Raw genomic sequence first — 26,745 nt, 5'->3', positions numbered from 1 at the left:
GGCACGGCATTCCGGTAGCATCTTCCGTTCCGGTCGAGCCCATAGCTCAGTTGGCAGAGCATCTGACTTTTAATCAGAGGGTCGCGCGTTCGACCCGCGCTGGGCTCACCAACTTGTTTTTCATGCGTCCCCATCGTCTAGAGGCCAAGGACACCGCCCTTTCACGGCGGCGACGGGGGTTCGAATCCCCCTGGGGACGCCAACATACGAAGTCTTTTTCCCAAACATATCGTCCCCAGGGGGATTCGAACGCGCACCGGCCGCCGAGCGAATAGCGAGGATGAGCCCGCATGGATGCGGGCGTAAGGCCGGAAGCCGGGCCCGAGCGAGCGCACAGGATGTGCGCGAAGGGAGGGCGAATCCCCGCAAACGCCAACATATCAGGACTTTTTCCCAAACATATCGTCCCCAGGGGGATTCGAACGCGCACCGGCCGCCGAGCGAATAGCGAGGATGAGCCCGCATGGATGCGGGCGTAAGGCCGGAAGCCGGACCCGAACGAGCGCACAGGATGTGCGCGAAGGGAGGGCGAATCCCCGCAAACGCCAACATACGAAGTCTTTTTCCCAAACATATCGTCCCCAGGGGGATTCGAACGGGAGACTGTCGCCGGGCGAGTAGCCCGGAAGAGCGGCCATGGATGGCCGCGGCAGGCAGACGACCCGGGCCGGAGCAAGACGAACAGGATGTTCGGCTTGCGTAGGCGAATCCCTTGGCAAGACGCCAACATACGAAGTCTTTTTCCCAAACACATTGTCCCCAGGGGGATTCGAACGGGAGACTGTCGCCGGGCGAGTAGCCCGGAAGAGCGGCCATGGATGGCCGCGGCAGGCAGACGACCCGGGCCGGAGCAAGACGAACAGGATGTTCGGCTTGCGTAGGCGAATCCCCGCAAACGCCAACATATCAGGACTCTATCCCAAACACATTGTCCCCAAGGGGAGCGAGAATCCGTCTGGTAATATTCGTGACGGGGATTCGAGCTCTGAGGCAAGCGCCGAGCGAATAGCGAGGATGAGGCGCCGTGGATGGCGCCGGCAGCGCGCCGAGGCCGCCGGCGGCAGCGAGGACAGGATGTCCGAGCGTGAGCCGGTGAACGCGCACCGGCCGTCGAGCGAATAGCCAGGAAGAGCCCGTTCTGCTATATTGCCGGCTTGTGTCGTATAAAGCCTTTTTGCCTTTGACCGCCTATCCCCTTGATTTTTCGCCTGCGAGAGACTAGAAGTAAAAGACTTATGGATTTTCTGCGTCCTGAAAACCTGCTTCGTTACGGCTACAAGGACTGCCTCCTCTGCGAGGTCGACCGGAAGGGCGAAGAAAAGCGTTGCCGGCGATGCGGCGGCCGCGTCGGGCAGCGCGACCGCCTCCTGTGGGAGATCAACCGGGAGCGCATTCGACGTAACGCCGCCACGCTCTCCCGCTTCTGGCCGGGGGCAGGCCATATTTATAGTGGCCGCTACGGCATCGGATTCTTCTGGGCCATCCTGATCCCGCTTGCGCTTGGGCTCATGGTCAATGTGTGGCAGGGGCCTTCCATCCGGTCCGCGTTCCGCATGATGGGGCACGGGGCAGCCGGCAAGGCGTTCCTCGACGTCTGGCACGCCGCGACCTACGGTCACTTCGTCCTCATCCTTGCCTTCTGCTACATCTGGTACCTTGCGCGCAAGGACGCCGCCAGGGGTTTCAAGACGATTCTCGCTCCGTGTCAGGCAGCCTGCCCCTCCGGCGTCGACATCCCCGATTATCTTGCGCTCGTGCGTGAAGGGCACCCGGTCGAAGCGCTGGCGCTCGTGCACGACAAGCTGCCCTTCGCCGCATTCTGCGGGCGCGCCTGTCCCCATCCTTGCGAGCAGAAATGCGTCAGGAACGAATGGAACGCTCCCATTTCGATCATGCAAATCAAGCGGTTCGCCGCCGACCGGGGCTATGCGGCCGGCGTCGCCCCCTCCAATGAGATCGTCGACGGCATTCCCTCGCCGCGCATCGCCGTCATCGGAGCTGGCCCTGCGGGCCTGTCCGCCGCGAACACGCTGGCAAGGCTGGGCTGCAAGGTCACTGTCTACGACGAAAACGAGGAGCCGGGCGGCACCATCCGATACGGCGTCACCGACTTCCGGTTCCCGTACGAGGCGTTGCTCTCCGACGTCCGGGCCATCCTCGCCCGGGGGGTCCACTTCCAGGGGGGCCGGAAATTCGGCGCCGATCTGTCGTTCCCCGATCTCGCCCGCGAAGGATTCGACGCCATGTTGATCGCCGTCGGCACCAACGCCGCGATCCGCCTCCCCGGGACGGGGGGCGAAAACGAAGGCTTCCACGACGCGCTCACGTTTCTCGCCAAGGTCAAGCGTAAGGAGCCGGTCCGTCTCCAGGGCAAGGTCGTCATCATCGGGGGCGGCGCCGTCGCGATCGACGTCGCCCGAACCGTGGTCCGGCTCGGGGCGCCCGATGTCACGATCACCTGCCTCGAGTCACGCGAGACCATGCCCGCGTTCAAGTGGGAAGTCGAGGAGGCGCTCGATGAGGGAATCAAGCTGCTCCCCGGCACCGCATCCAAGAAATTTCTCATGCGCGACGGCCGTGTTTGCGGATTCGAGGCGCTCCAGGTCGAGCGGATCGACCTTGATCCCAAGGGGCGCATCCTGCCGCGCACCATCCCGGGAAGCGAGTTCGAGGTCGGAGCCGACGTTGTTATCATGGCCATCGGAAGCCGTCCTGCGATGGAATTCCTCCCGGCCGGTTCGTCCCGCCGGCTCGTCGATCCGGGCCATCACGTTTACCAGTTGATTTCCACGGGGAAGGATTCTACAATTCCCGCCTATATGTGCGGCGACTGCGTCAGGGGCCCCGCGACCGTTGTTGAAGCCTCCGCTTCCGGTCGCGCAGCCGCATTGAATATTTATGGCGGCCTGTGCGTCTCAGAGGTCAAGAAGGCGCGGTTCGAAGACAATTATCGCCGCCTGCCCGAACCCCAGGTCACCGATCGCCCCGAGTGGCGGGTTCGGCTCCATGGTCCCAAGCTCATGGCCGAAGAAAGTCGTTGCACGTTTGAAGAAGTCGAAAAGGGGTTCACCGAAGAAAGCGTTCGCCGCGAGGCCGAACGTTGTGCCAGGTGCAATCTCTGGTTATAAACCAACACGGAAGGGGGTGAGTTCCAATGAAGAAGTTTGCGGCGTTTATGGTAGTGGCCTTGGCGGTTGTTTTTGCCTTCGGCACGGCTTTCGCGAACCCTGAGAAGATCGTCATCAAGGAGTTTCAGAAGTCGAAGCCCGCTGTCACGTTCGACCACAAGGCCCACCAGGCCAAGGTGAAGGTCTGCAAGGACTGTCACCACAAGAACGAGGCCGGCAAGGAAGAGAAGTGCTCCAAGTGCCATGCGGCAAAGGCGGACGGCAAGAAGCTCGAAGCCAAGGAAGCCTTCCACAAGCAGTGCAAGGGTTGCCATCAGAAGGAAAAGAAGGGCCCGACCAAGTGCGACGAGTGCCACAAGAAGTAAGGTGCGCACGGGCTTTAAAATGACGAGGGCGGGGATCTCCCCGCCCTCGCCTTTTATCCTTTGACTTGAGCGCTTCCTGCAAGGTATACAGTATACAATCCCGACAATTGAAGGTGACTGGCAATGGTTGACGAGAAACGCGCGCAATCCCCGATCGACCGGGCATGGGAACTTCTCATTTCGCTCAAGCTGGCCATCACGGTCCTCATTCTGCTGGCGACCGCCTCGATCTTCGGTACGATCATCGAGCAGAACCAGTCGATCGAGAAATACAGCCAGGTCTACGAGGACTGGCTGGTCAAGATCCTGAACTCCACCGGCATGTTCGACATGTACCACTCGCTCTGGTTCAACGGATTGCTGGTGCTGTTTACGGTCAACCTGACCTGCTGCACGATCGACCGGCTGCCGCGCGTCCTCAAGATCGTCCGGAATCCCAAGAAGATTTTCGATGAACAGTTCGAAAAATCGCTTTCGCTCGCCGGCAAGTGGCGCAAGAAGGGGAGCGTTTCCGAGTGGAGCGCCAGGTACACGGGCGCCCTCGCCTCCGCCTTCACCGCGCCCGTCGTCACGAACGACGGTGAGGCGGTCCACCTTTATGCCGAGAAGGGGATCATCTCCCGCTTCGGCGTCTACATCACCCACCTCTCGATCATCATCATCTTCCTGGGGGCGATCATCGGGAACGTGATCGGCTACAAGGGATTTCTCGGTCTTCCCATCGGCGATGCCGCCCAGTTCATCCCGGTCAGGGGCGGGTCCGACCTGAAGGACGTCGGATTCAAGGTCCGTTGCAACAACTTCTGGGTCGAGTATTACCGCGACCAGTTCGGTAACCCGACCGAACAGCCGAAGGAATATGCCTCCGACCTCAGCATTCTCGAGAACGGCCGCGAGGTCGTCCGCAAGAAGATCGTGGTCAACGACCCGCTGCGCTACAAGGGCGTCTGGTTCTATCAGTCCAGCTACGGCCAGGACAAGCCTTCGGCGCGCATGCTCCTTCGTCGCGCCGACGGATCCATGCCCCCCGAGACGTTCCACCTGCTGTTCACCCGCGGTGAGGCGTTCGGCGTTCCGGGCATGGGTATCGTGCGCATCCTCGATTTCCAGGACAACTTCGAGGGCAAGGGCCAGGCGATCCAGGTCCAGATCGAGAAGCCGGGGCAGCAATCCGTCACCGAGTGGCTGCCGGCGGCCGATCCCGAGGCCGATCGCAAGCGGGGCGACGCCTTCATCGTCTCGCTCCAGGGCGTCGAGCAGGTCACCTTCACCGGGCTGCAGGTGGCCCACGACCCGGGTGTCAACACGGTTTGGCTCGGGTGCACGCTCATGGTCATCGGCATCATGATCGCCTTCTTCATGTCCCACCAGCGCGTCTGGGTCCGCATCACGCCTGCCCCCGAGGGCAAGGTCGATGTGGCCGTGGGCGGTGCCGCGACGCGCAACCGGCTTGCCTTCGAAAATAAATTTGAGAAAATACAAGGCGAATTGAAGGAGCTGCAAAGCTAATGGAACCCACCGTCGCGAACATCGGTAACAACGTCTATTTCTTCGACTTCACGATGATTCTGCTCGGCGTCGCCTCGGTCGTCTATCTCGTGGGGCTCTACGGCGACAAGCCGTCGATTTCCCGGGGCGGCACCTGGATCTGCATCCTGGCCGCCATCTCCTCGTTCGTCGCGCTCGGGTTGCGCTGGGTCGAATCCTACCAGATGGGCATCGGCCGGATTCCGGTGACGAACCTTTACGAATCGCTCGTATTCTTCGCGTGGGCGGTGGTCCTCTTCCACCTGTTCGTCGAGAGAAAATACCATTCGCTCGTGTTCGGCGCCTTCGTCATCCCGATCGCCTTCGCGACCATGGTGTTCGCCCACTTCAAGGGCGGCGGCGGCGCGATCACGCCGCTCAACCCGGCGCTCCAGTCCTACTGGCTCCATGCCCACGTCATCACCTGCTTCATCGGCTACGCGGCGTTCGCCGTTTCGGCCGGGGTCGCGGTGATGTACTTGCTCAAGGCGAAGCAGGAAGCGGAAAAGCGCACCAGCGGGGTCGTCACGCTTTTCCCCGCAGCGAAGCAGCTCGACGAGCTGGTCTACAAGGCCATCATCTGGGGCTTCCCGTTCCTGACGGCGGGCATCATCACCGGCGCCGCCTGGGCCAATTACGCCTGGGGCACCTATTGGTCCTGGGACCCCAAAGAAACCTGGTCGCTCATCGTCTGGCTGGTCTACGCCGCCTTCCTCCACGCCCGGGTTACCCGCGGCTGGCACGGCAAGCGGGCCGCTATTTTATCGATTGTAGGTTTCCTTTCCACCATCATGTGCTACCTTGGCGTCAATCTGTTCCTGGCCGGGTTGCATTCCTATGGTGGGGGCTGATCAGCTACAGGGGGAAAAGTTTTTCGCACAATAACCAACTTGGGGCAGGGAGGTTGCGAATGCGAAAGTTCTGGCTTGGCCTGGTAGCATTGCTACTTGGGATCTTCGGAACGGCAGTTCTCTCCGGAAAGGCGTCTGCGGCCGATGCGTGTGTCACGGCCGAATGCCACGCCACGATGGGTAAGGCGGCCTATGTCCACGGTCCCGTTGGAGCGGGCATGTGCACCGTTTGCCACGCCGAGGCGCGCAAGGGGCATCCGAACAAGGACAAGAAGCCCGATTTCACGCTCGTTGCCCAGGGCAAGGCGCTCTGCGACAAGTGCCACCAGGAAAAGCCGGTCGATCGCTTCGAATACAAGCACACGCCGGTCAAGCGGGGCGAATGCACGGGGTGCCACGATCCGCACCAGTCCGACGCGCCCAAGCAGCTCAAGAAGAAAAAGACCTCCGACCTGTGCTACCTCTGCCACAAGAACACCCAGCAGATCAAGAAGTTCCTCCACGGCCCGGTCGCATCGGGCGACTGCAACGTCTGCCACAACCCGCACTCCTCGCCCAACCCGCACCAGCTCGAAGCGCGCGGCAACGACGCCTGCTTCCTTTGCCACGAAGACCGCAAGGCCGAATTCTCCCGCAAGTACCCGCACAAGCCTGCGCTCGAGTCGTGCCTCAAGTGCCACGATGCCCACAATTCCGACCACAACTTCATGCTGTCCGGCGAAGGGGTCGCACTCTGCTACTCGTGCCACCCCAAGGTCAAGGCGCATATGGAGCAGGCCACCGTACGCCACTCGGCGCTCGACAAGGGGCCCTGCACCACATGCCATACGCCGCACTCCTCCGATTATCCGCGGCAGCTCAAGACGCACACCAAGGACATCTGCTACACCTGCCACAAGGAAATGGGGGCCAAGGTCCGGGCCGCCAAGAACCTTCACGGGCCCGTCCAGCAGAACGACTGCTATGCCTGCCATGATCCGCACGGGAGCAAGAATCCCCAGATCCTGAAGAAGTACTTCCCGTCCGAGTTCTACAAGCCGTACGCCACCGAGAACTACGCGATGTGCTTCGACTGCCACAACAAGGATATCGCGCTCGACAAGGTCACGACCAAGCTGACCAACTTCCGGAACGGCGACGTCAATATGCACTTCCTCCATGTCAACAAGGAGAAGGGGCGGTCCTGCAAGGCGTGCCACGAAGTCCACGCGGGCGATCAGGAAAAACACATCCGGAAAGAGGTCCCGTTCGGCAAGTCCTGGATGCTTCCAGTCCAGTTCACCAAGACCCAGAACGGCGGCAATTGCGTCGTCGGCTGCCACAAGCCCAAGTCCTACGACCGCGTCAATCCGGTCAAATACGAATAGGGGGACGGGAATGTTGAGGATCGTCAAGAATCGTGCTTCCCTGTTCGTGTCGACCATCCTGGTCGGGCTTATCGTCTTCACCGTGCCCGGGACCGGTTCGGCGTTCCGTAACCTGAAAGAGGGCGCTCCGGCGCTCCCCTTCTCGCTGAACGATGCCGACGGGAAACCTTTCGAGTTCAAGCCCGACGGCGGCAAGGTCACGGTCTTGTCGTTCCTCAAGCTGTCGCAGGACCGCTCGGTCGACCAGATCAAGGACCTGGTGACACTCAGCAACGAGCTGACGGGCAAGGGCGTCGAATTCATCATTGTCGCCTCCTACACCGACAACGTCGAAGACGCCAAGAAGATCACGGCCGACCTGGGCGTCAAGTTCCCGATCCTGATGGATCGCGACCAAAAGGTATATTCCGACTACGGCCTCTACATCCTGCCCACCACCGGCATCATCGGCAAGGATGGCAAGTTCGCCTTCGAGCACGCCAGTCACGGCCGCGACTTCAAGGACCTGGTCGGCGGCAAGGCCAGGGTCATGGCCGGGCTGATGAAGGAAGAGGAATACCAGAAGCTCATCACGCCGGTCGAAATCCCCAAGAAGAGCAAGGAAGAGGGCGAGGCCGAGAAAGAGCTCAACTTCGGCAAAACGCTCATGAAGCGCGGGATGATCGACAAGGCGGGCGCCGCGTTCGCCAAGGCGGTCGCATTCGACCCCAAGAACGTCCATGCGCGCATCGCCTACGGCGAATCGCTTGTCGCGTTGAAACAGCTTGACAACGCGTTCGTCCAGTTCGACGAGGCGAAGAAAATCGCTCCGACGAACCGCGAGGCGCAACTCGGCATCGGTGCGGTTCATCTTGAGAAGGGTGCCATCGATAACGCCATCACCGAGATCACGGCGGCGGCCCAGCTCAATCCCAAGCCCGAAAAAGCTTGGTACTGGCTCGGCATGGCCTATGAAAAGAAGGGCGACATGAAAAACGCCGTCCTTTATTATAGAAAAGCTGTCGAAAAGCTCATCAAGGAGTAGGGCGCGCCGATGCAGAACGGAAAGTCGCTCGCGCTCGGTGTCCGCACCGCATTTGTCCTGTTCCTGGCGTTGACGGCGGGGGATTTCATGTCCCCCGCCGTTGCCGCGCCGCCTCCCAAGTCGGCACCCACCGGCCCGCTGGTCATCGAAACGAAGCTCCCGAAGTCGCGTTTTGCGATCCTGGCTCCCGCAGAAGGAGCGAATCTCCCGGCCGGCAAGACGATGATCATCGGTCGCACATCCGAAGAGGGGGGGAGAGTCGACCTGTTCGTCGACGGCTCCATGGCCGGGCAGGCCACCCTCGAGCGTGACGGGTTTTACTGCCTCGTCACGCTATCTCCGGGGAAGAACACGATCGTCGCCCGATCCGGCAAGAATGAATTCACGATCACGGTGAACGCCGGCGGCAAGCCCGACTACGTTTCGCACCCTTCCCTCGAAAAGTGCGGCGGCTGTCATCCGGCGGCAGACGCTTCGTTCAAGATGGCCGGTCCGAAAGACAAGATGTGCTACCGTTGTCACCAGCGCAAGGACCGACGAAAGAACGTCCATGGCCCGATGGGCGCGGGAGAATGCACCGCGTGCCACGATCCCCACGGTTCTTCCCACAAGTCTCTGACCGTGGCCGAGCCGTTGAGCCTTTGCGTGATGTGCCACGACCAGGAAAGCTCCGAGAAGCACATGACGAGATCCAAGGGGAAGCCGTGCACCCAGTGCCACGATCCCCACGCATCAGACAAACCTTATCATCAGAAGTAGGTCCTGACATGTCGAGCCGTACCGCTACGTTTTTCTCCGCCATTTCGCTGGCCGCTGCCGTTCTGCTTTTCGTCTCTCCCCCCTCCGCCGCCGCGTTCAAGAATGTCGCTGAAGGCAGCGAGGCGCCTTCGTTCAAGCTGAAAGCCGCAGACGGCAGCGAAGTCACCCTCGACGGGTACAAAAAGGAAAAGGCTGTCATCCTCGTCTTCTTCGCCACCTGGAGCGACCGGGCCATGGCCGAGCTGTCCGATCTCCAGAAGTTCGCCGCCGAGCTTGGCCCGAAGGGGCTGAAGATCGTCGCCCTCAACGTCGAGCACGAACACGGGTCCGAAGAAGACATCAAGAGCATCAAGGAAAAGGTCGCCGCCCTCGGCATCTCCTTCCCGGTGCTGTTCGATGCCGGGCTAGATACTTACCGCAATTACGGGGTCGTTGCCGTTCCGTCCACGGCGGTCCTCGGCGAGGGAGGCATCGTCCGCTCCACCCTCAACGGATATCCCTCGTTCGCCTCGGGCGAAATCCGTGCGCAGGTCGAGGTGATGCTCGGTCTCCGGAAACCCGAGACCGCCGAGGTTGCCAAGGTCGAAACCGGGCACAAGCCGGTCCACGCCGCGCTGCTCAACTACAATCTCGGGCGGCGCCTTTATCTCACGGGGATGTCCGACAAGGCCGAACCAAAGCTGAAGGCCGCGGCCACCGCCGATCCGGCCTGGGCGGCGCCGCGGGTCATGCTGGGCGAGATTCTTCTCATTCGCGCCAAGAAGGTTCGTGCGAGCGCTACCGAGGCCAAGGCCGAATTCGAGGCGGCGATTGCCGCCGAACCCGAAAACGTAGTGGCGCGGACCGGGCTTGCGCGGGTATACTGGCGACTTGATTCGATCGCGGATTCCGAGCGCGAGATCGACCTGGCGCTCGCAAAGAACGGCGCTTATCCCCCGGCCATGCTGCTCAAGGCGGCGATCCTGGGCAAGAAGGGCAAGCTTCCCGACGCCGACAAATTGATCGCCGACGCCCTCGCGTTGAATCCGAACGATCCCGAGGCGAACGCAATGGCCGGCTTCGCCTATGAGGCGGCCGGCAATTTGGCGCGCGCCGCGTCGATGTATCGCAAGGCATGGCTTTTGAGCGGAGACTGACTATTCCGCTGATCAAGGAGCACGGCATGAAGAATATGCGCCCTATCGCGTTTCTCGTCACGGTCCTGGCTGCTGTGTCCCTATTGGGCTACGGCATCTTCCGCGAAGAGATCGGCGAGGTCATGTTCAACGCCGCGATGCTTTGACTTTCGTGCATCGGGGTCGGGTGATCCCGCAGCATCGCGGTCAACGAGGGGAAATCGTCAAGGTGGCAATCCATTGGGCTTCCTGAAACGCCGCATCTTCCAGGGACTGGGCACGTTCCTTCCCAACTCCTATCTTCAGGGCTTCCTGACGGCTTCCCTGTACCAGGGGTCGTTGAAAGGGATGTGCAGCCCCTTGCTCAACTGCTACGCCTGTCCGTCGGCGCTGCTATCCTGCCCCATCGGCACGCTCCAGCATTTCATGGTTACCGGCACCGTCCCCTACTATGGGGCCGGCACGCTCGCCGTCATCGGCGCGTCCGTCGGCCGCATGACGTGCGGCACACTGTGCCCATTCGGATTCCTGCAGGACCTGCTTTACAAGATCAGGGCCTACAAGGCGTCCATGCCGGTCTGGACCCGCTGGTTCCGCTACTTCGTACTGGTCGGGCTGGTGTTCATCATTCCGTTCCTGACCCACGAAAACTGGTTCTCGAAACTCTGCCCTTGCGGCACGCTCATCGGCGGCTTGCCTTGGGTCACCCTCAATCTCAACGTCCGGTCCATGATCAAGGCGCTATTCTGGGTCAAGGTCGCCATGCTCATGTTCATCGTCGGCACGTCCACGATGATCAAGCGTCCGTTCTGCCGGGCCGCTTGTCCCCTGGGCGCCATCTTTTCCCTGTTCAACAAATCCAGTCTTGCCCAGCTTGCCTGGAACGCCGAGACGTGCACCCGCTGCGGCAAGTGCCAGAAGATCTGCCCGGTCGATATCCGTCCCGACCGAAACTGGACCAACCCCGACTGCCTGCGCTGTCTCGACTGCACCCGCTGCCCCAGCCTCAAACTAACGACCGTCTTCCAAAGAAACCCCTTCGGATTGCCCACGCAGCCGCAAGCCGGGAACGGAACGGAAAGAATCGAGGAGGTCTCCGCTCTTGAACACCCGTAACACGCTCCGCATCCTGGTGATGTTATTCCTGCTCTTTTCCGCGACCGCTCGCGCAGCCGACGGCCCGGTTGTCCTTTACCCCCCCGACCTGATGCTTTCATCCGAGGGGAAGGTCAAGGTATTCATCTTCTCTCCCGACAAGGCGACGCCCTTGGGCGCGACCATCAACTTCAAGGCGCTGACCGGCATCGAAGGAGACAATTTCAAGAAGGGCGAGATCGCGCTCAACCCTGGGCTCAACTTCCTCGAAGTTGCCGGCAAGCGCGTCCGCATCTACTACCTGCCCAACGCCAAGATGGACCGCTTCATGCTCCAGGGGAAAAAGAGCGAGGAGCCCTACGTCTTCCTCTCATCCAAGCTCCATCCCGCGCTCGACGACGGCTGCGAGGGCTGCCACACGTTCGAGGACGGCAAGCTGTCGTCCAAGCCCCAGAAAGAATCGTGCTACGCCTGCCACACCGATTTCACCAAGGTCGAAGAGGGCAAGACAGTCTTCGTTCATACGCCCGTCGCGGGCGGCGAGTGCACCTCCTGCCACGATCCCCACTTTTCTTCGTTTCCCAAGCTCCTGAAGACCGAGAAGGGATGCCGCGAGTGCCACGATCCATTTCCCGAGGACGGCGTTGTCCACAAGCCCGTCAGCTACGGCGACTGCGTCGCTTGCCATAGCCCCCACGCGGGACCGGGGGCCAAGCAGCTGATCAAGACGGGCAACCTGCTTTGCCTGACCTGCCACGAAAGCCCCCACAGCCAGCACCGGTCGGCCGTGTCGAAAGGCAAGCTGACCACGATCCCGCCCGACTTCCCGGTCGACAACACGGCGGGCACCCTCGAGATGGCATGCATCGGCTGCCACGCGCCGCACCAGTCGCCCGAGCGGCGCCTCTTCGTCAAGAGCCAGGGGCAGCTTTGCAAGACTTGCCACCAACTATGATCTCGCAAGGTCCCGGCGCCCTCGAGGGCGCCGGGATTCCTGGCCCCCCCCGGTGATGAGGATTCTCCCCCGCTCTCTCTTCTTCCGCATGTCGCTCGCCATCAGCATCTCCCTGGTGGTGGTTTTCGGCACGTCGTCCTACCTGATGTACCGCATCCAGTCCGACCAGGCGATCGAAGCCACCAAGCTTCAGGCGCAGATCCTGACGCGGGCGCTCAAGAACACCATCCGCATCGGCATGGAGAGCGGCCACGCCAACTCGCTCATCTCCATCTTCCACACGGTCGGCGCGCTGCCGGGTGTCGAGAAGATGCGCGTGTTCAACGATGACGGCGTCATCCTCTATTCCGCGAAGCTCTCCGAGATCGGCAAGCTCACCGACGAACTTGACTATGACACCTATCGCAAGCCTGGCCCCGACCGCAGCACGCCGTTCGCGAGCACGAGCACAGGGCACCGCTCCTTCTGCATGGTCGAGCCGATCGAGAACCAGCCGTCGTGTCGCCGCTGCCACCCGGCCGGCCGCGAGGTCCTGGGCATCCTCGACGTCTGCCTCTCGATGGAAGAAACCGAGAAAAAGATCGAATCGAACCGGCTGATCCTGCTCTCTTTCACCGGCCTGGCCATCCTCCTCACCTCGCTGCTCAACAGCATCATGCTCAAGCGGTTCGTCTCCACCCCCGTTTCCCGGCTGGTCGACACCATGATGTCGGTCGAGGCCGGGCATCTCGACGTCAAGGTCGACCTGCAAAGCGGCGACGAGCTCGGGCGGCTCGGCAGCAGCTTCAACGAGATGATCCGAAAGTTGGCCGAGGCACAGGCCGAGATCGAGCGGTTCCACCACCGCCAGCTTGTTCGCGCCGACCGGCTGGCTTCGCTGGGCGAGATGGCGGCCGGCATCGCCCACGAGATCAAGAATCCGCTGGCCGGCATTTATGGCGCAGCCCAGGTCCTCGCTCGCGAATTTCCCGAGGGCGACGTCAAGCGCGAGATCGTCGAAGAGATGATGGTGCTCATCAAGCGTCTCGACAACACCATACGCGACATGCTCAATTTCTCGCGCTACACCGAGCCGCGCTTTGCGCCCGGCAACCTCAACGACGTCATCGACAAGGTGCTCTTCCTCGTGCAGCAGATCCGGGAGGGTAAACGGGCCAAGATCGTCCGCGACTTCGATCCGGCGATGCCCGAGATCGAGATGGATGCCGAACAGTTGAAGCAGGTATTCCTCAACCTCGCGCTAAACGCGCTGCAGGCCAATCCCGACGGCTGCACGCTGACGGTCCGCACCTACTCCGAAGTCCCGGCCGAGTTCGAGGACATCAAGCATCGAAACCGCTTCGTCATGGCCAGCATTGCCGATGACGGTCCGGGTATCCCGGCCGACAGACTGGGCAAGATCTTCCAGCCCTTCTTCACGACCAAGGAGAACGGGACCGGCCTCGGGCTTTCGATGACCCGCAAGATTCTCGATATGCACGACGGCAGGATCTCCGCGGCCAACGGCCCCGAGCGTGGCGCCGTATTCTCGGTATTCCTCCCCAAGGAGAAACTCTGATGGGCCGATCGAAGATCCTTGTCGTCGACGACGAGCGGATGATCCGCTGGTCGATCCAGCAGGCGCTCTCCAAGGACGGTCTCTCCGTGGCGGCGGTCGAGACGGGCGAGGAGGCGGTCGCCCAGGCGACCGACGAGATGCCCGATCTTGTCCTGCTCGACATCACGCTCCCGGGCATCGACGGCATCGAGGTGCTTCGCCGCCTCAAGTCGATCGACCCGGCGCTTACCGTCGTCATGGTCACGGCGATCGAAGATGTCAAGGTCGCCGTCGAGGCGATGCGGCTGGGCGCCTACGATTACATCAGCAAGCCATTCGACCTCGACCGTCTCAAGGTCATTGTCCACAACGCGCTCGACCGCCACGAGCTTCGTCAAGAGGTCGAGTTCCACCGCAAGGAGTCGGTCAAGAAATACGGCTTCCATCGCGTGATCGGTCCCAGCCGCAAGCTTGCCGATGTTATCGAGATCGCCCGGAAGGTCACGATGTCCGAGGCCACCACGGTCCTCATTCAGGGCGAAAGCGGCACCGGCAAGGATCTCCTGGCGCAGGCCATCCATTACGAGAGCAGCCGCGCCACCCGGCCCTTCATGGCCATCAACTGCACCGCGCTCCCGGCCGAGCTGCTCGAGTCCGAGCTGATGGGGCACGAGAAGGGCGCCTTCACCGACGCCAAGTCGGGAAAGAAGGGGTTGTTCGAGATCGCCGACGGCGGCACCATCTTCCTCGACGAGATCGGCGACATGCAGCACGGCCTGCAGGCAAAGCTGCTCCGCTTCATCGAAAACAAGGCCTTCCGGCGCGTGGGCGGCCACCGCGACATCGAAGTCGACGTCCGGATCATCGCAGCGACGAATAGAAACCTGTCCGAGCTCGTCAAACGGGGCATGTTCAGGGAAGATCTCTATTTCCGGCTTAACGTCATTCCGATCTTCATCCCGCCGCTGCGCGAGCGCACCGAGGACATCCTCCCGTTGGCCGACCATTTCCTGGCCGAGATCTCGCACGACTTCAAACGACCCGTCCGATCCTTCAACGACACCGTACGGATCCGCATGCTTTCGTACGAGTGGCCCGGCAACGTTCGGGAGTTGAAAAACTTGACCGAGCGTGCAATCATACTCGGAACCAGGGAGGTGATCGACGAGACCGACCTTCCTCTTCCCGTGTCTGATCCGGGGCCGGGAGGGGGGATTTCTTCCTTGGCGGCCGGTGAAGGCGAATATCCTCACCCTTCGGGTGATGTCATTCCCGAAAATTCCGGTTACAGGTTTCGGCTGCCGAGCGAGGGAATCGATCTCGAGAGCGTCGAGCGCGATTTCATCCGGCAGTCCATCGATGTCACGTCGGGCAACCAGACGCGCGCCGCCGAATTGCTGGGGTTGACCCGGGATGCGCTCCGGTATCGCATGAAGAAGTTCGGGTTTCTTTAAAAAAATAGCACCGCGTTCCCACGGAGGACACTTGGTTACCGCAATTCAAAACGTCGATTCTCGGAGGCGAATGGCTGCGCCGGTCCTGGCGCTTTGCCTGTTCGCTGCAGTCGGATGCTCGGGTCCGGATTCGTCCAAAACCGCGTCTCCCGCCCGCGACAATGCCTTGGCCGACAATGCCCTGGCGGCAACAGCCCCCAGCCTTCCCTCCGACAACATGGCCGCCGTTGACGCCGCCCTTGCCGGTGCATCCCCAAAGCCGTTGTTCCTCGTAAACCAGGTCCCCGTTCCCGCGATCGAATTCCGGATGTACATGGACGTGATCGCGGGGCCCGAGGCCCAAAAGGGGCCCCAGGTTCTGCCGGAACTGGTCGATTCCATGATCAACAATCGTTTGCTGGCCACGATGGCGGTCAAGGAAGGCGTCGACAAGCTACCCCGCTCCCGGTCCAAGATCGAATCGCGCTGCAACCAGATCTGGAAAGACGTTTTATGGACCCGGGTGGTGCAGCCCTCCATCAAGGTCACCGACAAGGAAGTGCTGGCCAAGGCACCCAAATTCGAGGAACTCGTCTCCGTCCAGCAGTTCATCGCCGATTCCCCGGAAAAGGCCGAGCAGTTCCGCAAGCGCATGGCCGCGGGCGAATCCTTCGACGACGTCGCCAAGCAGGAATCCCTCGGGCTCACCGCGAAAAACGGCGGCAAGGTCGGTTATATCAAGCGGGGGTCGACCATGTACGATCCCAAGGTGATCGCGTCGATCTTCCGGCTCAAGAAAGGCGAGCTGTCTCCCGTGATCGAGACCACGCTCGGCCAGTCCGTGTTCAGGCTGCTCGACCGGAAGATGCCCGAATCGCAAAAGATCGAATGGCTCCCGAACGGCCGCAAGGAGGTCCTCGCCCAAAAGGGGAAACAGGTCTGGGACGATTACAAGGCGAAGGTGATCAAGAAGCACAAGATCGTCCTCAACAAGGCGGTGATCGACGGCTACATGAAGGCGCGCGCGAACAAGCAGTCGATCGAGCCGCTGATGCTCAAGTCCGCGTTCAAGGTCGACAGCGTCGATTTCTTCCTGGTCGACCTGGTCGATCCCTCGGGTACGGGGCTCATCCACGGTGAAAACACACTCGAGATCATCGCCAACAAGCGTGCCGAGGATTATGCCGTCGCGCAAGAGGTTGCCCGCCTGGGGCTGAAGGCGCAGGAACCCGCCCGCAGTCTCCAGGAAAAGCTGCTTACAGAAGAGGTGCTCGCACGCGAGTTCATCAATTACCGCTGCCGCGACATTCAGGTGACGGGCCCCGAGATGAAGGACTATTACGACAAGCACCTGGCCGAATTCAGCGTCGGGCATTCTCTCGATGTCTCCCTGATAGAGACCAAGTCCAAGTCGCGCCTCGACGAGATCTACGGGCTGCTGGCCAAGGGGACCCCTTTCGAGGAGGTCGCCGAGAAATGGTCCGACAACAAGACGCTCAAGGGGGGACGGCTCGGGTTCGTTCCCGAGGCCACGATCGCTCCCCAGTTTGCCGACGTCAAGAAGCTCAAGGTCGGCGAATATTCGAAAGAGCCGATCAAGCTTCGGGCCAAGAAAGAGAACGTCGACCTTTATATCGTCGCCCGGGTCAACGGCGTCCGCGAAAAGGGGGTCATCCCCTTCGAGCAGGCCGACAAGCCCAGCCTTGAAAAGGCCGTCATGGCCGGCAAGCGCGAGGGCGTCGTCAAGTCGGTCCTGTCCGGCCTGAAGAAAAACAACAAGATCCAGTTCACACCGGAATACGACCGCTTTTCCTCTACATACTCAAAGATGTCATCCAAGGAAGGGAGAATGAAATGAAACAGTTTGCAAAGCGAATTTTGCTTTTCGGGCTGCTCGTGGTTCCCGTTGTCATGATGTCCATGGCGGGGGTCGCGCAGGCAGCCGGACCGATGTGGATGCCCGGCTTCCCGCTTCGTGCTGGTGCGGCGGTCATCATCATGTGGACCCCGGTTCCCGGGGCGACCGAGTACCGGCTGTTCAAGAAGATGGGCTCCGAAGATTTCAAGGAAGTCTACAAAGGCCCGGTCAACACCTATAACGATGCCGATGCGCCGGTTACCAAGACCATCGAATACAAGGTCGTCGGCGTCGCGGGCGGCAAGGACACCGACTTTTCCCCCGTCGCGGCTCTCAGGGGCGTCGAGCCGTTGAAACCGCCGGCGTTCACGGGGGTCATCCCCGCTGCCGATGCGATTACCCTACGCTGGTCGAATCCGGTCGGCTCCGTCTTCTTCAATCTTTACCGTTCCGATAAGAAAGACGGCCCCTACGACCTGCTCGGATCGTTTCAGCAGGAAATCTACACCGACCGCAAGATCGACAAGATGAAGACCTACTTCTACCGCGTGACCGCCGTCGACAAGAACAACACCGAGTCCGAAAAATCGGCTCTCCAGGAAGCCAAGACGGTTGAAGTGGTCAAGGTGTCCGATATGAAGATCCTGGTCAAGAAGCCGGTTCCCAAGGGAACGTTCGCCGGGGAAGATCTCTACGAATTCGAGGCGCCCGCCTGGATGACCCTCCTCGACAACGGCGAACTGGCCGTTCTCGACCGCAACAGCATCCAGTTCGTCGACAAGGACGGAAAGTTTCTCCACCGGATCACCCTCGATCCCAAGTGGTCACACCCGTCGGCGATCGTGCCCGACAAGGACGGCAATTTCCTCCTGGTCTTCTATGCCGAAGCGATGGTCCGCAAGGTCGGCGCCGACGGGAAGGTCGTCCAGGAGATCACCTATCCCGAAGATCCCCAGAAAAGATCGGTCAACAATCCGAACTTCGTCGCGCAGGACAAGGAAGGCAACTACTGGATCTCCGACGGCAAGCGGTTCCAGCTGATCCAGCTTGACCCCTCCGGCAAAAAGGAGCTCGCGGTCCTCGGGCGCATGACCGGTACTTTCAATGCCCAGACCATCGCCCCCGAAGACATGCCGGGCGTCGGCATCCTCTACTGCAACCCGTACGACGGCAATCTTTACGCCATCCTGGCGATGAACGCCCAGATCAAGGTCTTCGACCCCAAGACCAAGAAGCTCATCAAGGTCCTGGGCGGCGTCGGCGGCCAGCTCGACCAGTTCCAGGGAATTGGCGGATTATACTTCAAGAAAGACGGCGGGATGTTCGTGTTCGACAGCCAGATGCAGGTCCTCAAGGAATTCGACAAGGATTTCAAGTATCTCGCCAGCTACGCCGATATCGAGCAGAAGGGCATGTTCAAGCTGTCGACGAACCTGGCGTCCTCCTTCGTTTATAACGAAAAGGCGGGGCGGTTTTACATCCTCAGCGCGATGGGCAACAAGGTCTACATATACGACATGCCCAAATAGCTGGGCCATATCACCCTCCAGGCGCGCGGTATCGCACCGCGCGCCTGGCTCTTTTTCTCCCTCTCCAAGAACCCTGGTCCGACCTTGCTGATTTTAAACGGTTATATTTAATCGATCCGTCGCGATCGCGCTTGGCATGTTCCTTGTAAAGTTACGGCTAGGAATTGATGGTCGAGTCTTTTCACACACCGGGTCGAGATTGATTAGCACAATCCATCCGAAAGCGAGGTGAGGATCAAGGACGACGTGGCGAACAAGGTTCGAAAGGCTACCAAAGAGTGAAAACAGGAGGAAAATAAGATGAGGAAGTCGAAGGTTTTGCTTCTTGTTCCGCTGATGTTGCTGTTCTGCGTGGGCATGGCCCAGGCGGCGTTCGACAACTCGCACCACGACATGCGGACTTACAACGCCCAGAAGGAAGGCTGCTTCCAGTGCCACGGCCGTTCGTCCACCTTCGTGTTCTCGGGTGCGACCGACAACCAGTTCGGCAACGTCGGCGGCCTTTGCCTCGCACGCTGCCACGCGGGCGTTTCCGGCCAGACGATCCTCGGGCCTTCCGCCACCCTGATCCCATCCACTTCGGTCAGCATCGATCCATTGACCTATAACGCCGTGGCCAACACCAAGACCTACGACGTGGTCTATTTCGAAAATTCGCACGGTCACCTGAAGTCCGCCCTCAAGAACGCGGCGGGCGCCACGCAGGACCTGACCGCCCTCACGACGGGCGCCCAGACCTGGCCGTACGTCGGCACCGCCGCGACGACGATCGAATGCACTTCCTGCCACGCAGTCCACGACAGCGCCAATGCGCCGTTCCTTTGGGCGCCGCTGGCCGCGAGCAACGCGACCACGCTCGACGGCTTCTGCGACAAGTGCCACACCGAACGCGCCACCAATAACCTGACCGCAAATCCGGACGGCAACCACCCGGTCGACTTCTTGGTCGACAACACGGCAGCCGCCGGCCGCAACACGCTCACCCGTCATGCTCGCTCCATCGTCATCCAGGGCTACACCGGCGGGCGCATCTTCGACGTCGCCAACAACTTCACCGCAGCCGCGATGACCGGCACGGCCAATTCCTGGGCCAGTGGCGGCCACCTGACGTCCGGCCAGAACGCCGCAATGAACAACTGGACCGGGGGCGCCAGCACCCAGCAGATGGGCTGCTACACCTGTCACGCAGCGCACCGCAACGGTGGCATTGCCGGCGAAAACGCCCTGACCGTCATCCAGACGGCCGACCTCAACAACGGCTGGAACCCCCTCTGCGTCGGTTGCCACGGCTCCTCCACCACGCAGGCGGCCGATGCTTCCGAATACCGCGTCGGCACCACGGCGTGGGGCCACCCGGTCGGCACCTCCACCGCGGTCGGCGCCAACGGTTACGTCTCGAGCGTGGGCAACTTCAATTTCCAGATCGCCACGCTGACGCCGGCAAGCTGGAATGCGGGTCCTGCCAACAACAACGAATACAACCAGCTCGGCACCACCGGCCGCGTGCTTTGCACCTCCTGCCACAAGGTCCACTTCGGCACGGGCATGTCCATCGCCAACCTCGGTCAGGGCACCAAGGCCATTTGCAAGCAGTGCCACAGCGGCGTCGGCATCCCCAACGAAGCTGACCAGTCCAAGGGTTCCTCGGTGGCCACCGGCGCGAACGTTGCCAACTCCCACCATGTCACGCACGCTGGCGCCATTGCGGCCGGCTCGGTCGACAAGGTCGGCGACACGGCCACCAAGCTCCAGATCGCGCTGCCGTCCTGGCGCAACACCACCACGGGCCTCGGCGACGTCACCGTCACCGGCATGGACTGCGCGGATTGCCACACCTTCAACAACACGGCACACAACTGGTAATCAACGCACCGGCAGTTCGATAACGAACGAACGTAAATCCTTTTCGGAGGTACATAAAAGATGAGGTACACCAAGATCTTGCTTTTGGGCATGAGCGCTCTCGCCCTTGCCTTCGGTACAGCCGGTGCTGGCCTGAATCCCCAGAACCCGGGCCTGGCCGGCGGCACCACCTTCTACAACCCGGGAGCATCGCGCATCTGCGTCGATTGCCACTCCCGTATTCCTAGCGCCTCGGCCAACAACGGCACGCACTTCGTGACCGGCGGCGGCACCACGCACGACACCCGCACCGGCGGCGGCTGGTCCGGCTCCCGGTTCGGCGTGCGCGATGGCGCCACCGGCGGCCAGTACTTCAAGATCTCCGCATGGCCCAACCCCGTTGCCGCCCGCGGTAACGTCTACTCCAAGTACAGCAACGCAGCCGACAACGTGACCTACATCTTCGGGGCACGCACCGACAACACCGGCCTCGCGACGGCGCAAGCCACCGCATCTTCCTTCGGCGGCTACGAAATCATCTGCGAATCCTGCCACAACATCGTTTCCAACGTGGCCGGCGGCAACAACCTGCTCGCGCCGATGTCCGGTGCCTATGTGGCCGGCGGCGGCAACCTGGTGCAGGCCAGCCCGTGGTCCGTTTCCGACGAAGCTACCCTTTGCGTCGGTTGCCACGGCTTCCTGTACGCCACCAACGCGACCGCCCAGCAGCCGCGCTACGCGGACACCCGGAAGGCCAACGAAGTGACTGCAGGCGACAAGCAGAACAACCACCAGCACTACATCAACGGCGCTCCGATGGCCCAGAACCACCATGTCATGACGGCCGACACGATCACCCAGGCCATCGCGGGTCAGGGCCTCTACTGGGCTGACACGCTCGTCAAGGACACCTCGGCTGCCGGCTGGTTGCCGGCCGCTTCGGCCGTTACGACGACCGGCGTCGCCAACACCCGCGGCACCATGCCCATGATCGTCGGTGCATGGAACAACGACGGCAGCAAGATCAAGTCCACCACCGCGACGCAGATCAACTGCGTGCATTGCCACGCCGCCCCCCACTCGGGCGACGCCACCACCGCGGCTTCGATCCTGCGCGACACCAACGCCCAGGGCACGATCACCGCGGCGAACTCCATCTCCCGCATCGGCGAAAACGGCCGGACGTGGATGGGCTTCAACGACTTCAACTACTGCCAGGATTGCCACAAGCTCCGTTAATCCGGCAGTCGCAGCACGTTTAGACCGGTTGCCCGGCAGGCGAGTGATCACGCCTGCCGGGCAACCCTTATCATGTGAATAATATATTCAAGTCTGACGTCCGAACTTCCGATATGATTAGGCAAGAGGCGAGCAGCCTCAATATCCTGCCAGGAGGTCCACTGTATGAAGCTTAAGGCATTGGTCATGGTTGCCGCGCTTTCGCTTGGCCTGTCCGTCTTCGCGTACGCGGCCGATGAAGAAGTCGCCAAGGCTCCGGAACCCATCAAGTACGGCCAGAACATTGGCGACAACCTCCAGCCTGTGGTTCTCAGCACCGTCGATGGCAGCAAGAAGGTCGAACTGGCGAAGTTGACCGAAAAGTCCGTTTTCGTCATGGTTTCCTCGGTCTGCACGGCCTGCCGCAAAGAACTCCAGGAGCTCTCCGAGAATCTCGAGCGCTTCAAGGGCAAGGCCGAAGTCTATGCCGTCGTGATCGACATGGACAGCAAGACCGGCGCCGAGCGCATCGGCAATCTTCCGTTCACGATGCTGGCCGATCCCGAGCAGAAGATCGCCCAGGCGACCAACCTGGGCACCAATCCGTCCACGCTGATCGTCAAGGACGGCAAAATCCTCTACACCAAGTTCGGCTACAAGTCCAACCAGTGGAAAGAATACCTTCAGGAACGTTAGTTGGGGAAGGACGGAGGCCGAAAAAGGCCTCCGTCCACCTCGAATCCCCGCCCCGTTTTCTGGTAACATGCGCTTGATCCAAATAGTATAATCTACAGATATCTTTTTCTTCAGGCGGTGCGGGTTTGGAATTTGTCCGGGAGCGGCCGGTGGTTGTACGAAACATCTTGTGCATTGCTTTCGTCCTGACTCTCGCCTCCCGGTCCGTTTTCGGAGACGGCGGCCTCAATCCGGCCAATCCCGGGTTGCCCAAGGCCAGCTACGGAACCGACAACGTCCCCAACAACGGCGCTTCCGCGATGTGTGTCGATTGCCACACCGTGGCTCCCGTGGTCGGAAGGGGCTCCCATTTCGTTCACCAGACTTCCCGCACCACTTCCTCCGCAGACCAGACCGCCAAAGAGCGCCTCGTTGCCTGGTCTACGACCACAGCCTTGTCCAAATACGGGAATTACGTGGCGTCGCCGCCGATCTCCGTTACCGGGGTCAAGGGCGAGATCATCTGCGAGTCGTGCCACAACATCATCCTCAACCGAAAGGGCGGAAACAACCTGGTCGAGTCGTCCTTCAACTCCGACCTCCGCCCTGCGCAGCCGAACCAGATCGACAGCTCGAGCACGACGCTTTGCGAAGGGTGCCATGTCACGGCGTCGCTTCCGGGGCACCATCCGATGACCGGAGACACGACCTCAAACGGCACCATCCTGTCCAACAGCGACCCCGCAAGCGCGTTCACGCGCCTTTTCATCGACAACACCAACCCCGTTCCCGCCGGGAGCACGAGCGAAGTGATATATCCGGGGGCCAACAAGGTCAATTGCATCTCTTGCCACGCCAACGGCCACACCGGGTACACCAATACCGGGGCGCGGATCCTCCGGAGGGGCTGGGCCGGGCCTGCGTCCATCACGCCGATCGATTACAAATCGGGCGTCGTCGGCGCCGCAACCGATGGCGCCCAGCGGCAATTCGACAAGGACCCGTCGGGTGTCATCCGTCTGGTCCCCAATTGGCAGCCGCTGTGCGATGCCTGCCACACGCTTGACGACTGAACGCCAGACTATTCTTTCACCCGAGAGGTCTCGAGACATGCCCTTCAACATTCGAAATCGTGCCGCGCTTCCGCTGGCGGTATTCCTGCTCTCGATGGTCCTTGCGTCTATTGCCGGCGCAGGCGCCATGCCCGAAAACAAGCCGGGCCCGGGCGATGCGGCTCCCGTTTTCGTCGTGACCTCCCTCAATGGCGATCGGGTCAGCCTCGAAGAGTTGACCAAGGCGGGCAAGATCGTGTTCCTCAACTTCTGGGGGCTGCGCTGCTCCTCGTGCGTCGAGGAAATCGGCTATCTCAACCCGCTGTTCGATCAGTACTCATCCAAGGGCGTGGTCTTCCTGGGCGTCAATGTCGACGGCGTAAAGCCCGAGATGATCCGGAAGCAGATGCCCGGCATGCAGAATTCGCCGAAATTCACCGTGCTGCCCGACCCCGAGTTCAAGATTCCCGACATGTACAATCTTGCGGGAGCCCCGTTGTCGTTCGTCATCGGGAAAGACGGGCGCATCCAGTATCGGCACGAAGACTTCAAGGCCGGCGACGAGAAAGAACTCGAAGAAGCGCTTAAAAAGGCACTTGTTTCGAAATAATGCCTTCTTCCGCAAGAACTTTCGTATTGATGACCCTTGTCATCCCGCTTCTTGGGGTGGTGTCGCTATTCGGTTCCACATCGGCCGCCGCCGATTATCCTCTAGCTCCGTCTTTTTCCTGCACGACGCTTTCCGGCACAAAGCTGACATCCGATACGCTGGCCGAGGGACGCCCCTACGTCGTCTTGATATTCTTCGGCGTCAATTGCAAGCCGTGCCAGACGAAGATCGCACAACTGAACGCGGTATGGCGCAACGATCGTTTTCGTGAAAAGGCCCGGATCTATGCCGTGAACGCCGACGGCTTCGATGCCGCCAGGCTTTCCGCCGAAGTGGCCAAACGCCAAATCTCGATCGATTTTCCGGTGGTGGTCGACGATAACCAGGTCATCACCAACCTTTACGTCGACCGGATCGTTCCCTTGACGGTCGTGATCGGAAATCGCGACCGGATCCTCTTGACGTCGATCGGGGCGCGGGTCGATTCGGTCCGCAAGATCGAGGAAATGATCCTGGCAGGAAAGGACGCTTGCGACAAATGACAAGCCGTAGACTGACTTGGGGGGTTCTTGCCTCCGCGTTGATGATCGCCGCGCTCTTGGCTTTGCCCGTTTCGGGCATCACGATGACCGTGAAGGGGCCCGAATACGTCGGCTCCGAACGATGCGTCGCCTGTCACCAGCTCCAGTACAAGGGGTGGGTCAAGACTTTCCACAGCACGGCCGTCCAGGATGCCCGGAAAGACCCCTCGGTCGTCATGGCCGACATGACCGCGCCCGACTTGCCGTTTTCCAAGAAAGACATCGACTATACGATCGGGGGCCACTGGGACCAGCGTTACCTGACCCGGATCGACAACGAGTACTACATACTGCCCCGGCTCTGGTCGGTCCAAAGCCACAAGTGGCGGCCATACAGCACATACGGATGGCAAAAGCGTCCCTATTCCAACTATTGCATCGGCTGCCATTCGGTCGGTTTCAACCCGGTCACCAAAACGATCTACGAACACTCGATCGGGTGCGAGTCGTGCCACGGAACCGGCCGAACCCACGTCAACGCCCCGGGCCGCAGCAATATCGTCAACCCGGGTCGGCTTCCCGAGGATCGCCGCGAGGAAATCTGCGCCTCCTGCCACGTTCGCGGCAAAGACCTTTCCGACGAATATTTCTTTCCGATCGGCTGGAAGCCGGGCGAAGAGCTGGGGCGGTTCCTCGTCCCCCTCGAAAAGAAAGAGGGCGAGACGAACAGTGTCGCGATCCATCGGCTCTGGGGGAAGTGGAAGGCCGATCGCGAGGCCCAGGCGCGCTCCAGGTGCGAGGTTTGCGGCATCCACCAGGACGCCAAGCCGAAAGACACCAAGACCGATCCGAACGCCGTGTGCCTTGGCTGCCACGAATTCGAAGACCGGGTTCCCCAGCACACCCACCACAAGGACGGGGCGGTCGGCTGTTCCGATTGCCATATCGAAAAACCTCAGAATCAGGTGAATGAAGCGAAGCCCGCAGACGTCCATTCCTACAGCTTCTTCCTGATCCACAGCCAGAATTGCTGGGACAAGGAAATCAACAAGCGGTGTGCAAAATGTCATGCTGACAAAGGCGAAAAATGGGCTTACGATACTTTCGAATCCTGGAAAAAGCCCGTCGTGGTCGATCATTAATTTCAATCGTTTAGGGGGCAGTGTAATGCGGGGTGCGATCAAGACTGTCATTTCTATTCTTGCGGCTGCGTCGGTCCTGTTCGCCGCGGGGGGGGCATTTGCCGCCGGCGATACCGCCATGCGGCTCAAGGTCGGCGACAAGGCCCCAGATTTCCGTCTCAAGGATCTTTCCGATCCCCGGGGGCGCATGGTGAACTTGTCCGAATACGTGGGGCCCAACGCAAAAGAGAAAAGGGTGGTCATGCTCGAGTTCTGGGCCACCTGGTGCGACATCTGCAAGAAAGAGATGCCCAACCTGGTTCGACTCCACAACAGCTGGAAAGACAAGGGCTTTGTGCTGCTCTCCATCGTCCTCCAGTCGGGCAGCGTCGACGACGTCAAGAAGATCATGCGTGAAAAGCGCCTCAACTACCCGATCCTGCTCGATCAGGATCTGGCCGTGGCCACCAAGTCCTACGGCCTCGCCGGGCCGATCCCCCTCAAGGTGGTCATCGATCACAAGGGCATCATCCGTTATTCGCATGTGGGTGAAAACACGATGGGCGCCGACGACGACCTGCCGTTCGTCATCGAAGATCTCGTCAAGGAACTCCCGAAGAGATGACTCGCGGCCTTTACCGGATTTCGGTCGCGACGGCGGTCGCCTTCCTGATCGCGACTGCCGCCGTCGCGGGCGCGGCGCCTTCACCGGGGCCGCCCAAGCCGCTCGAGGTCGGACAGCGCGTTCCCGAATTCTCGCTGTCGTCCCTCACCGGCGGACAAGTATCCTACGAACGCCAGATTCGCGGCAAGGCGCCGGTCACGCTCTTTTTCTTCATGACCACCGCCTGCAGCGCCTGCTATGAAGAGCTCAAGGAGATCAACGATCTCCTGGCCAGGAACCAGACCCGCATCGATGCCTGGTGCATCGCGGTCGACCTGCGCGGCGCCCAGACCGTTGCGCCGTTCGCCAAGGCCAACAACTTCAGGGTCCGTTACCTGGTCGACCCCAAGTTCTCGTTGCCCCGCGTCTTCGGCTTCAACTACACGCCCTCGTTGGCGGTCATCGACGCCAAGGGCGTCCTGCTCTACAAAAAAGGGGGATACTCCCCCTCCGAGAAGGTCTCCGACATCATTCACAGCTTCATCAAATAGGGTATTTT

General features: G+C 61.0%; 23 protein-coding genes and 2 tRNA genes. All 25 read left to right on the top strand.

Annotated elements, in window-relative coordinates:
* Nucleotides 1-35: 35 nt before the first annotated feature.
* The 25 genes from VGK27_09550 to VGK27_09430 all read left to right on the top strand — a co-directional run bounded on the left by VGK27_09550 (nt 36) and on the right by VGK27_09430 (nt 26,737).
* Nucleotides 36-111: transfer RNA gene (locus tag VGK27_09550), tRNA-Lys, on the top strand.
* Between the two features lie 15 nt (nt 112-126).
* Nucleotides 127-202: transfer RNA gene (locus tag VGK27_09545), tRNA-Glu, on the top strand.
* Between the two features lie 1,033 nt (nt 203-1,235).
* The gene (locus VGK27_09540) at nt 1,236-3,128 is read left to right on the top strand and encodes an FAD-dependent oxidoreductase (protein ID HEY3490349.1); all 1,893 of its coding nucleotides are present in this window, start codon (nt 1,236-1,238) and stop codon (nt 3,126-3,128) included.
* Between the two features lie 26 nt (nt 3,129-3,154).
* Nucleotides 3,155-3,493 carry a cytochrome c3 family protein gene (locus tag VGK27_09535; protein ID HEY3490348.1) on the top strand — a complete coding sequence of 113 codons (339 nt, stop codon included), beginning with the start codon at nt 3,155-3,157 and terminating at the stop codon, nt 3,491-3,493.
* A 123-nt stretch (nt 3,494-3,616) separates the two neighbouring features.
* On the top strand, nt 3,617-5,002 hold the full coding sequence (locus VGK27_09530; protein HEY3490347.1) for a cytochrome c biogenesis protein ResB: 1,386 nt from the start codon (nt 3,617-3,619) through the stop codon (nt 5,000-5,002).
* Nucleotides 5,002-5,871 (top strand): c-type cytochrome biogenesis protein CcsB, encoded by an 870-nt coding sequence (gene ccsB / locus VGK27_09525; GenBank protein ID HEY3490346.1) that lies wholly within the window; start codon nt 5,002-5,004, stop codon nt 5,869-5,871. Before VGK27_09530 ends, ccsB begins: the two co-directional genes overlap by 1 nt.
* 59 nt (nt 5,872-5,930) lie before the next feature.
* Nucleotides 5,931-7,238 (top strand): cytochrome c3 family protein, encoded by a 1,308-nt coding sequence (locus tag VGK27_09520; protein HEY3490345.1) that lies wholly within the window; start codon nt 5,931-5,933, stop codon nt 7,236-7,238.
* A gap of 10 nt (nt 7,239-7,248) precedes the next feature.
* Nucleotides 7,249-8,262: a tetratricopeptide repeat protein gene (locus VGK27_09515; GenBank protein ID HEY3490344.1), complete on the top strand. Its 1,014-nt coding sequence runs from the start codon at nt 7,249-7,251 to the stop codon at nt 8,260-8,262.
* A 9-nt stretch (nt 8,263-8,271) separates the two neighbouring features.
* Nucleotides 8,272-9,021, top strand: coding sequence for a cytochrome c3 family protein (locus VGK27_09510; protein ID HEY3490343.1), 750 nt, complete (start codon nt 8,272-8,274; stop codon nt 9,019-9,021).
* Nucleotides 9,022-9,029: 8 nt separating this feature from the next.
* A complete protein-coding gene (locus VGK27_09505; protein HEY3490342.1) occupies nt 9,030-10,157 on the top strand; it encodes a redoxin domain-containing protein in 1,128 nt (375 codons plus the stop codon).
* Nucleotides 10,158-10,376: 219 nt separating this feature from the next.
* Complete coding sequence (locus VGK27_09500) at nt 10,377-11,252, top strand: 4Fe-4S binding protein (protein ID HEY3490341.1); 876 nt, start codon at nt 10,377-10,379, stop codon at nt 11,250-11,252.
* The gene (locus tag VGK27_09495) at nt 11,239-12,186 is read left to right on the top strand and encodes a cytochrome c3 family protein (protein ID HEY3490340.1); all 948 of its coding nucleotides are present in this window, start codon (nt 11,239-11,241) and stop codon (nt 12,184-12,186) included. Before VGK27_09500 ends, VGK27_09495 begins: the two co-directional genes overlap by 14 nt.
* 55 nt (nt 12,187-12,241) lie before the next feature.
* Nucleotides 12,242-13,744 carry an ATP-binding protein gene (locus VGK27_09490; protein ID HEY3490339.1) on the top strand — a complete coding sequence of 501 codons (1,503 nt, stop codon included), beginning with the start codon at nt 12,242-12,244 and terminating at the stop codon, nt 13,742-13,744.
* Nucleotides 13,744-15,177, top strand: a complete 1,434-nt coding sequence (locus tag VGK27_09485) for a sigma-54 dependent transcriptional regulator (protein HEY3490338.1) — start codon at nt 13,744-13,746, stop codon at nt 15,175-15,177. Before VGK27_09490 ends, VGK27_09485 begins: the two co-directional genes overlap by 1 nt.
* 70 nt (nt 15,178-15,247) lie before the next feature.
* Complete coding sequence (locus VGK27_09480) at nt 15,248-17,014, top strand: peptidylprolyl isomerase (GenBank protein HEY3490337.1); 1,767 nt, start codon at nt 15,248-15,250, stop codon at nt 17,012-17,014.
* Nucleotides 17,011-18,543 carry a hypothetical protein gene (locus tag VGK27_09475; protein HEY3490336.1) on the top strand — a complete coding sequence of 511 codons (1,533 nt, stop codon included), beginning with the start codon at nt 17,011-17,013 and terminating at the stop codon, nt 18,541-18,543. The genes VGK27_09480 and VGK27_09475 overlap by 4 nt, the downstream gene beginning before the upstream one ends.
* A 300-nt stretch (nt 18,544-18,843) precedes the next feature.
* On the top strand, nt 18,844-20,406 hold the full coding sequence (locus tag VGK27_09470; GenBank protein HEY3490335.1) for a hypothetical protein: 1,563 nt from the start codon (nt 18,844-18,846) through the stop codon (nt 20,404-20,406).
* Between the two features lie 60 nt (nt 20,407-20,466).
* Nucleotides 20,467-21,624: a hypothetical protein gene (locus tag VGK27_09465; GenBank protein HEY3490334.1), complete on the top strand. Its 1,158-nt coding sequence runs from the start codon at nt 20,467-20,469 to the stop codon at nt 21,622-21,624.
* A gap of 165 nt (nt 21,625-21,789) precedes the next feature.
* The gene (locus VGK27_09460) at nt 21,790-22,299 is read left to right on the top strand and encodes a redoxin domain-containing protein (protein ID HEY3490333.1); all 510 of its coding nucleotides are present in this window, start codon (nt 21,790-21,792) and stop codon (nt 22,297-22,299) included.
* A gap of 149 nt (nt 22,300-22,448) precedes the next feature.
* Complete coding sequence (locus VGK27_09455; GenBank protein HEY3490332.1) at nt 22,449-23,351, top strand: hypothetical protein; 903 nt, start codon at nt 22,449-22,451, stop codon at nt 23,349-23,351.
* Between the two features lie 37 nt (nt 23,352-23,388).
* On the top strand, nt 23,389-23,940 hold the full coding sequence (locus VGK27_09450; GenBank protein HEY3490331.1) for a TlpA disulfide reductase family protein: 552 nt from the start codon (nt 23,389-23,391) through the stop codon (nt 23,938-23,940).
* Between the two features lie 29 nt (nt 23,941-23,969).
* Nucleotides 23,970-24,482: a TlpA disulfide reductase family protein gene (locus VGK27_09445; GenBank protein HEY3490330.1), complete on the top strand. Its 513-nt coding sequence runs from the start codon at nt 23,970-23,972 to the stop codon at nt 24,480-24,482.
* Entirely contained in the window at nt 24,479-25,603 is a 1,125-nt protein-coding gene (locus tag VGK27_09440) for a multiheme c-type cytochrome (GenBank protein HEY3490329.1), read from the top strand. Before VGK27_09445 ends, VGK27_09440 begins: the two co-directional genes overlap by 4 nt.
* A gap of 25 nt (nt 25,604-25,628) precedes the next feature.
* Nucleotides 25,629-26,207, top strand: a complete 579-nt coding sequence (locus tag VGK27_09435) for a TlpA disulfide reductase family protein (GenBank protein HEY3490328.1) — start codon at nt 25,629-25,631, stop codon at nt 26,205-26,207.
* The gene (locus tag VGK27_09430) at nt 26,204-26,737 is read left to right on the top strand and encodes a redoxin domain-containing protein (protein HEY3490327.1); all 534 of its coding nucleotides are present in this window, start codon (nt 26,204-26,206) and stop codon (nt 26,735-26,737) included. The genes VGK27_09435 and VGK27_09430 overlap by 4 nt, the downstream gene beginning before the upstream one ends.
* Nucleotides 26,738-26,745 lie beyond the last annotated feature (8 nt).

This window comes from Candidatus Deferrimicrobiaceae bacterium, assembly GCA_036504035.1.
Taxonomy (GTDB): Bacteria; Desulfobacterota; Deferrimicrobia; order Deferrimicrobiales; family Deferrimicrobiaceae; genus JANXPS01.
Note: the sequence above shows the minus strand (reverse complement) of the source record. Positions and strands in the feature narration are given on the sequence as shown.

Coding starts and splice junctions, on each gene's coding strand:
- VGK27_09465 (HEY3490334.1), top strand. CDS start 20,467: ATGAGGTACACCAAGATCTTGCTTTTGGGCATGAGCGCTCTCGCCCTT.
- VGK27_09485 (HEY3490338.1), top strand. CDS start 13,744: ATGGGCCGATCGAAGATCCTTGTCGTCGACGACGAGCGGATGATCCGC.
- VGK27_09435 (HEY3490328.1), top strand. CDS start 25,629: ATGCGGGGTGCGATCAAGACTGTCATTTCTATTCTTGCGGCTGCGTCG.
- VGK27_09470 (HEY3490335.1), top strand. CDS start 18,844: ATGAGGAAGTCGAAGGTTTTGCTTCTTGTTCCGCTGATGTTGCTGTTC.
- VGK27_09440 (HEY3490329.1), top strand. CDS start 24,479: ATGACAAGCCGTAGACTGACTTGGGGGGTTCTTGCCTCCGCGTTGATG.
- VGK27_09535 (HEY3490348.1), top strand. CDS start 3,155: ATGAAGAAGTTTGCGGCGTTTATGGTAGTGGCCTTGGCGGTTGTTTTT.
- VGK27_09490 (HEY3490339.1), top strand. CDS start 12,242: ATGAGGATTCTCCCCCGCTCTCTCTTCTTCCGCATGTCGCTCGCCATC.
- VGK27_09475 (HEY3490336.1), top strand. CDS start 17,011: ATGAAACAGTTTGCAAAGCGAATTTTGCTTTTCGGGCTGCTCGTGGTT.
- ccsB (HEY3490346.1), top strand. CDS start 5,002: ATGGAACCCACCGTCGCGAACATCGGTAACAACGTCTATTTCTTCGAC.
- VGK27_09450 (HEY3490331.1), top strand. CDS start 23,389: ATGCCCTTCAACATTCGAAATCGTGCCGCGCTTCCGCTGGCGGTATTC.
- VGK27_09505 (HEY3490342.1), top strand. CDS start 9,030: ATGTCGAGCCGTACCGCTACGTTTTTCTCCGCCATTTCGCTGGCCGCT.
- VGK27_09530 (HEY3490347.1), top strand. CDS start 3,617: ATGGTTGACGAGAAACGCGCGCAATCCCCGATCGACCGGGCATGGGAA.
- VGK27_09540 (HEY3490349.1), top strand. CDS start 1,236: ATGGATTTTCTGCGTCCTGAAAACCTGCTTCGTTACGGCTACAAGGAC.
- VGK27_09515 (HEY3490344.1), top strand. CDS start 7,249: ATGTTGAGGATCGTCAAGAATCGTGCTTCCCTGTTCGTGTCGACCATC.
- VGK27_09520 (HEY3490345.1), top strand. CDS start 5,931: ATGCGAAAGTTCTGGCTTGGCCTGGTAGCATTGCTACTTGGGATCTTC.
- VGK27_09480 (HEY3490337.1), top strand. CDS start 15,248: ATGGCTGCGCCGGTCCTGGCGCTTTGCCTGTTCGCTGCAGTCGGATGC.
- VGK27_09430 (HEY3490327.1), top strand. CDS start 26,204: ATGACTCGCGGCCTTTACCGGATTTCGGTCGCGACGGCGGTCGCCTTC.
- VGK27_09510 (HEY3490343.1), top strand. CDS start 8,272: ATGCAGAACGGAAAGTCGCTCGCGCTCGGTGTCCGCACCGCATTTGTC.
- VGK27_09445 (HEY3490330.1), top strand. CDS start 23,970: ATGACCCTTGTCATCCCGCTTCTTGGGGTGGTGTCGCTATTCGGTTCC.
- VGK27_09460 (HEY3490333.1), top strand. CDS start 21,790: ATGAAGCTTAAGGCATTGGTCATGGTTGCCGCGCTTTCGCTTGGCCTG.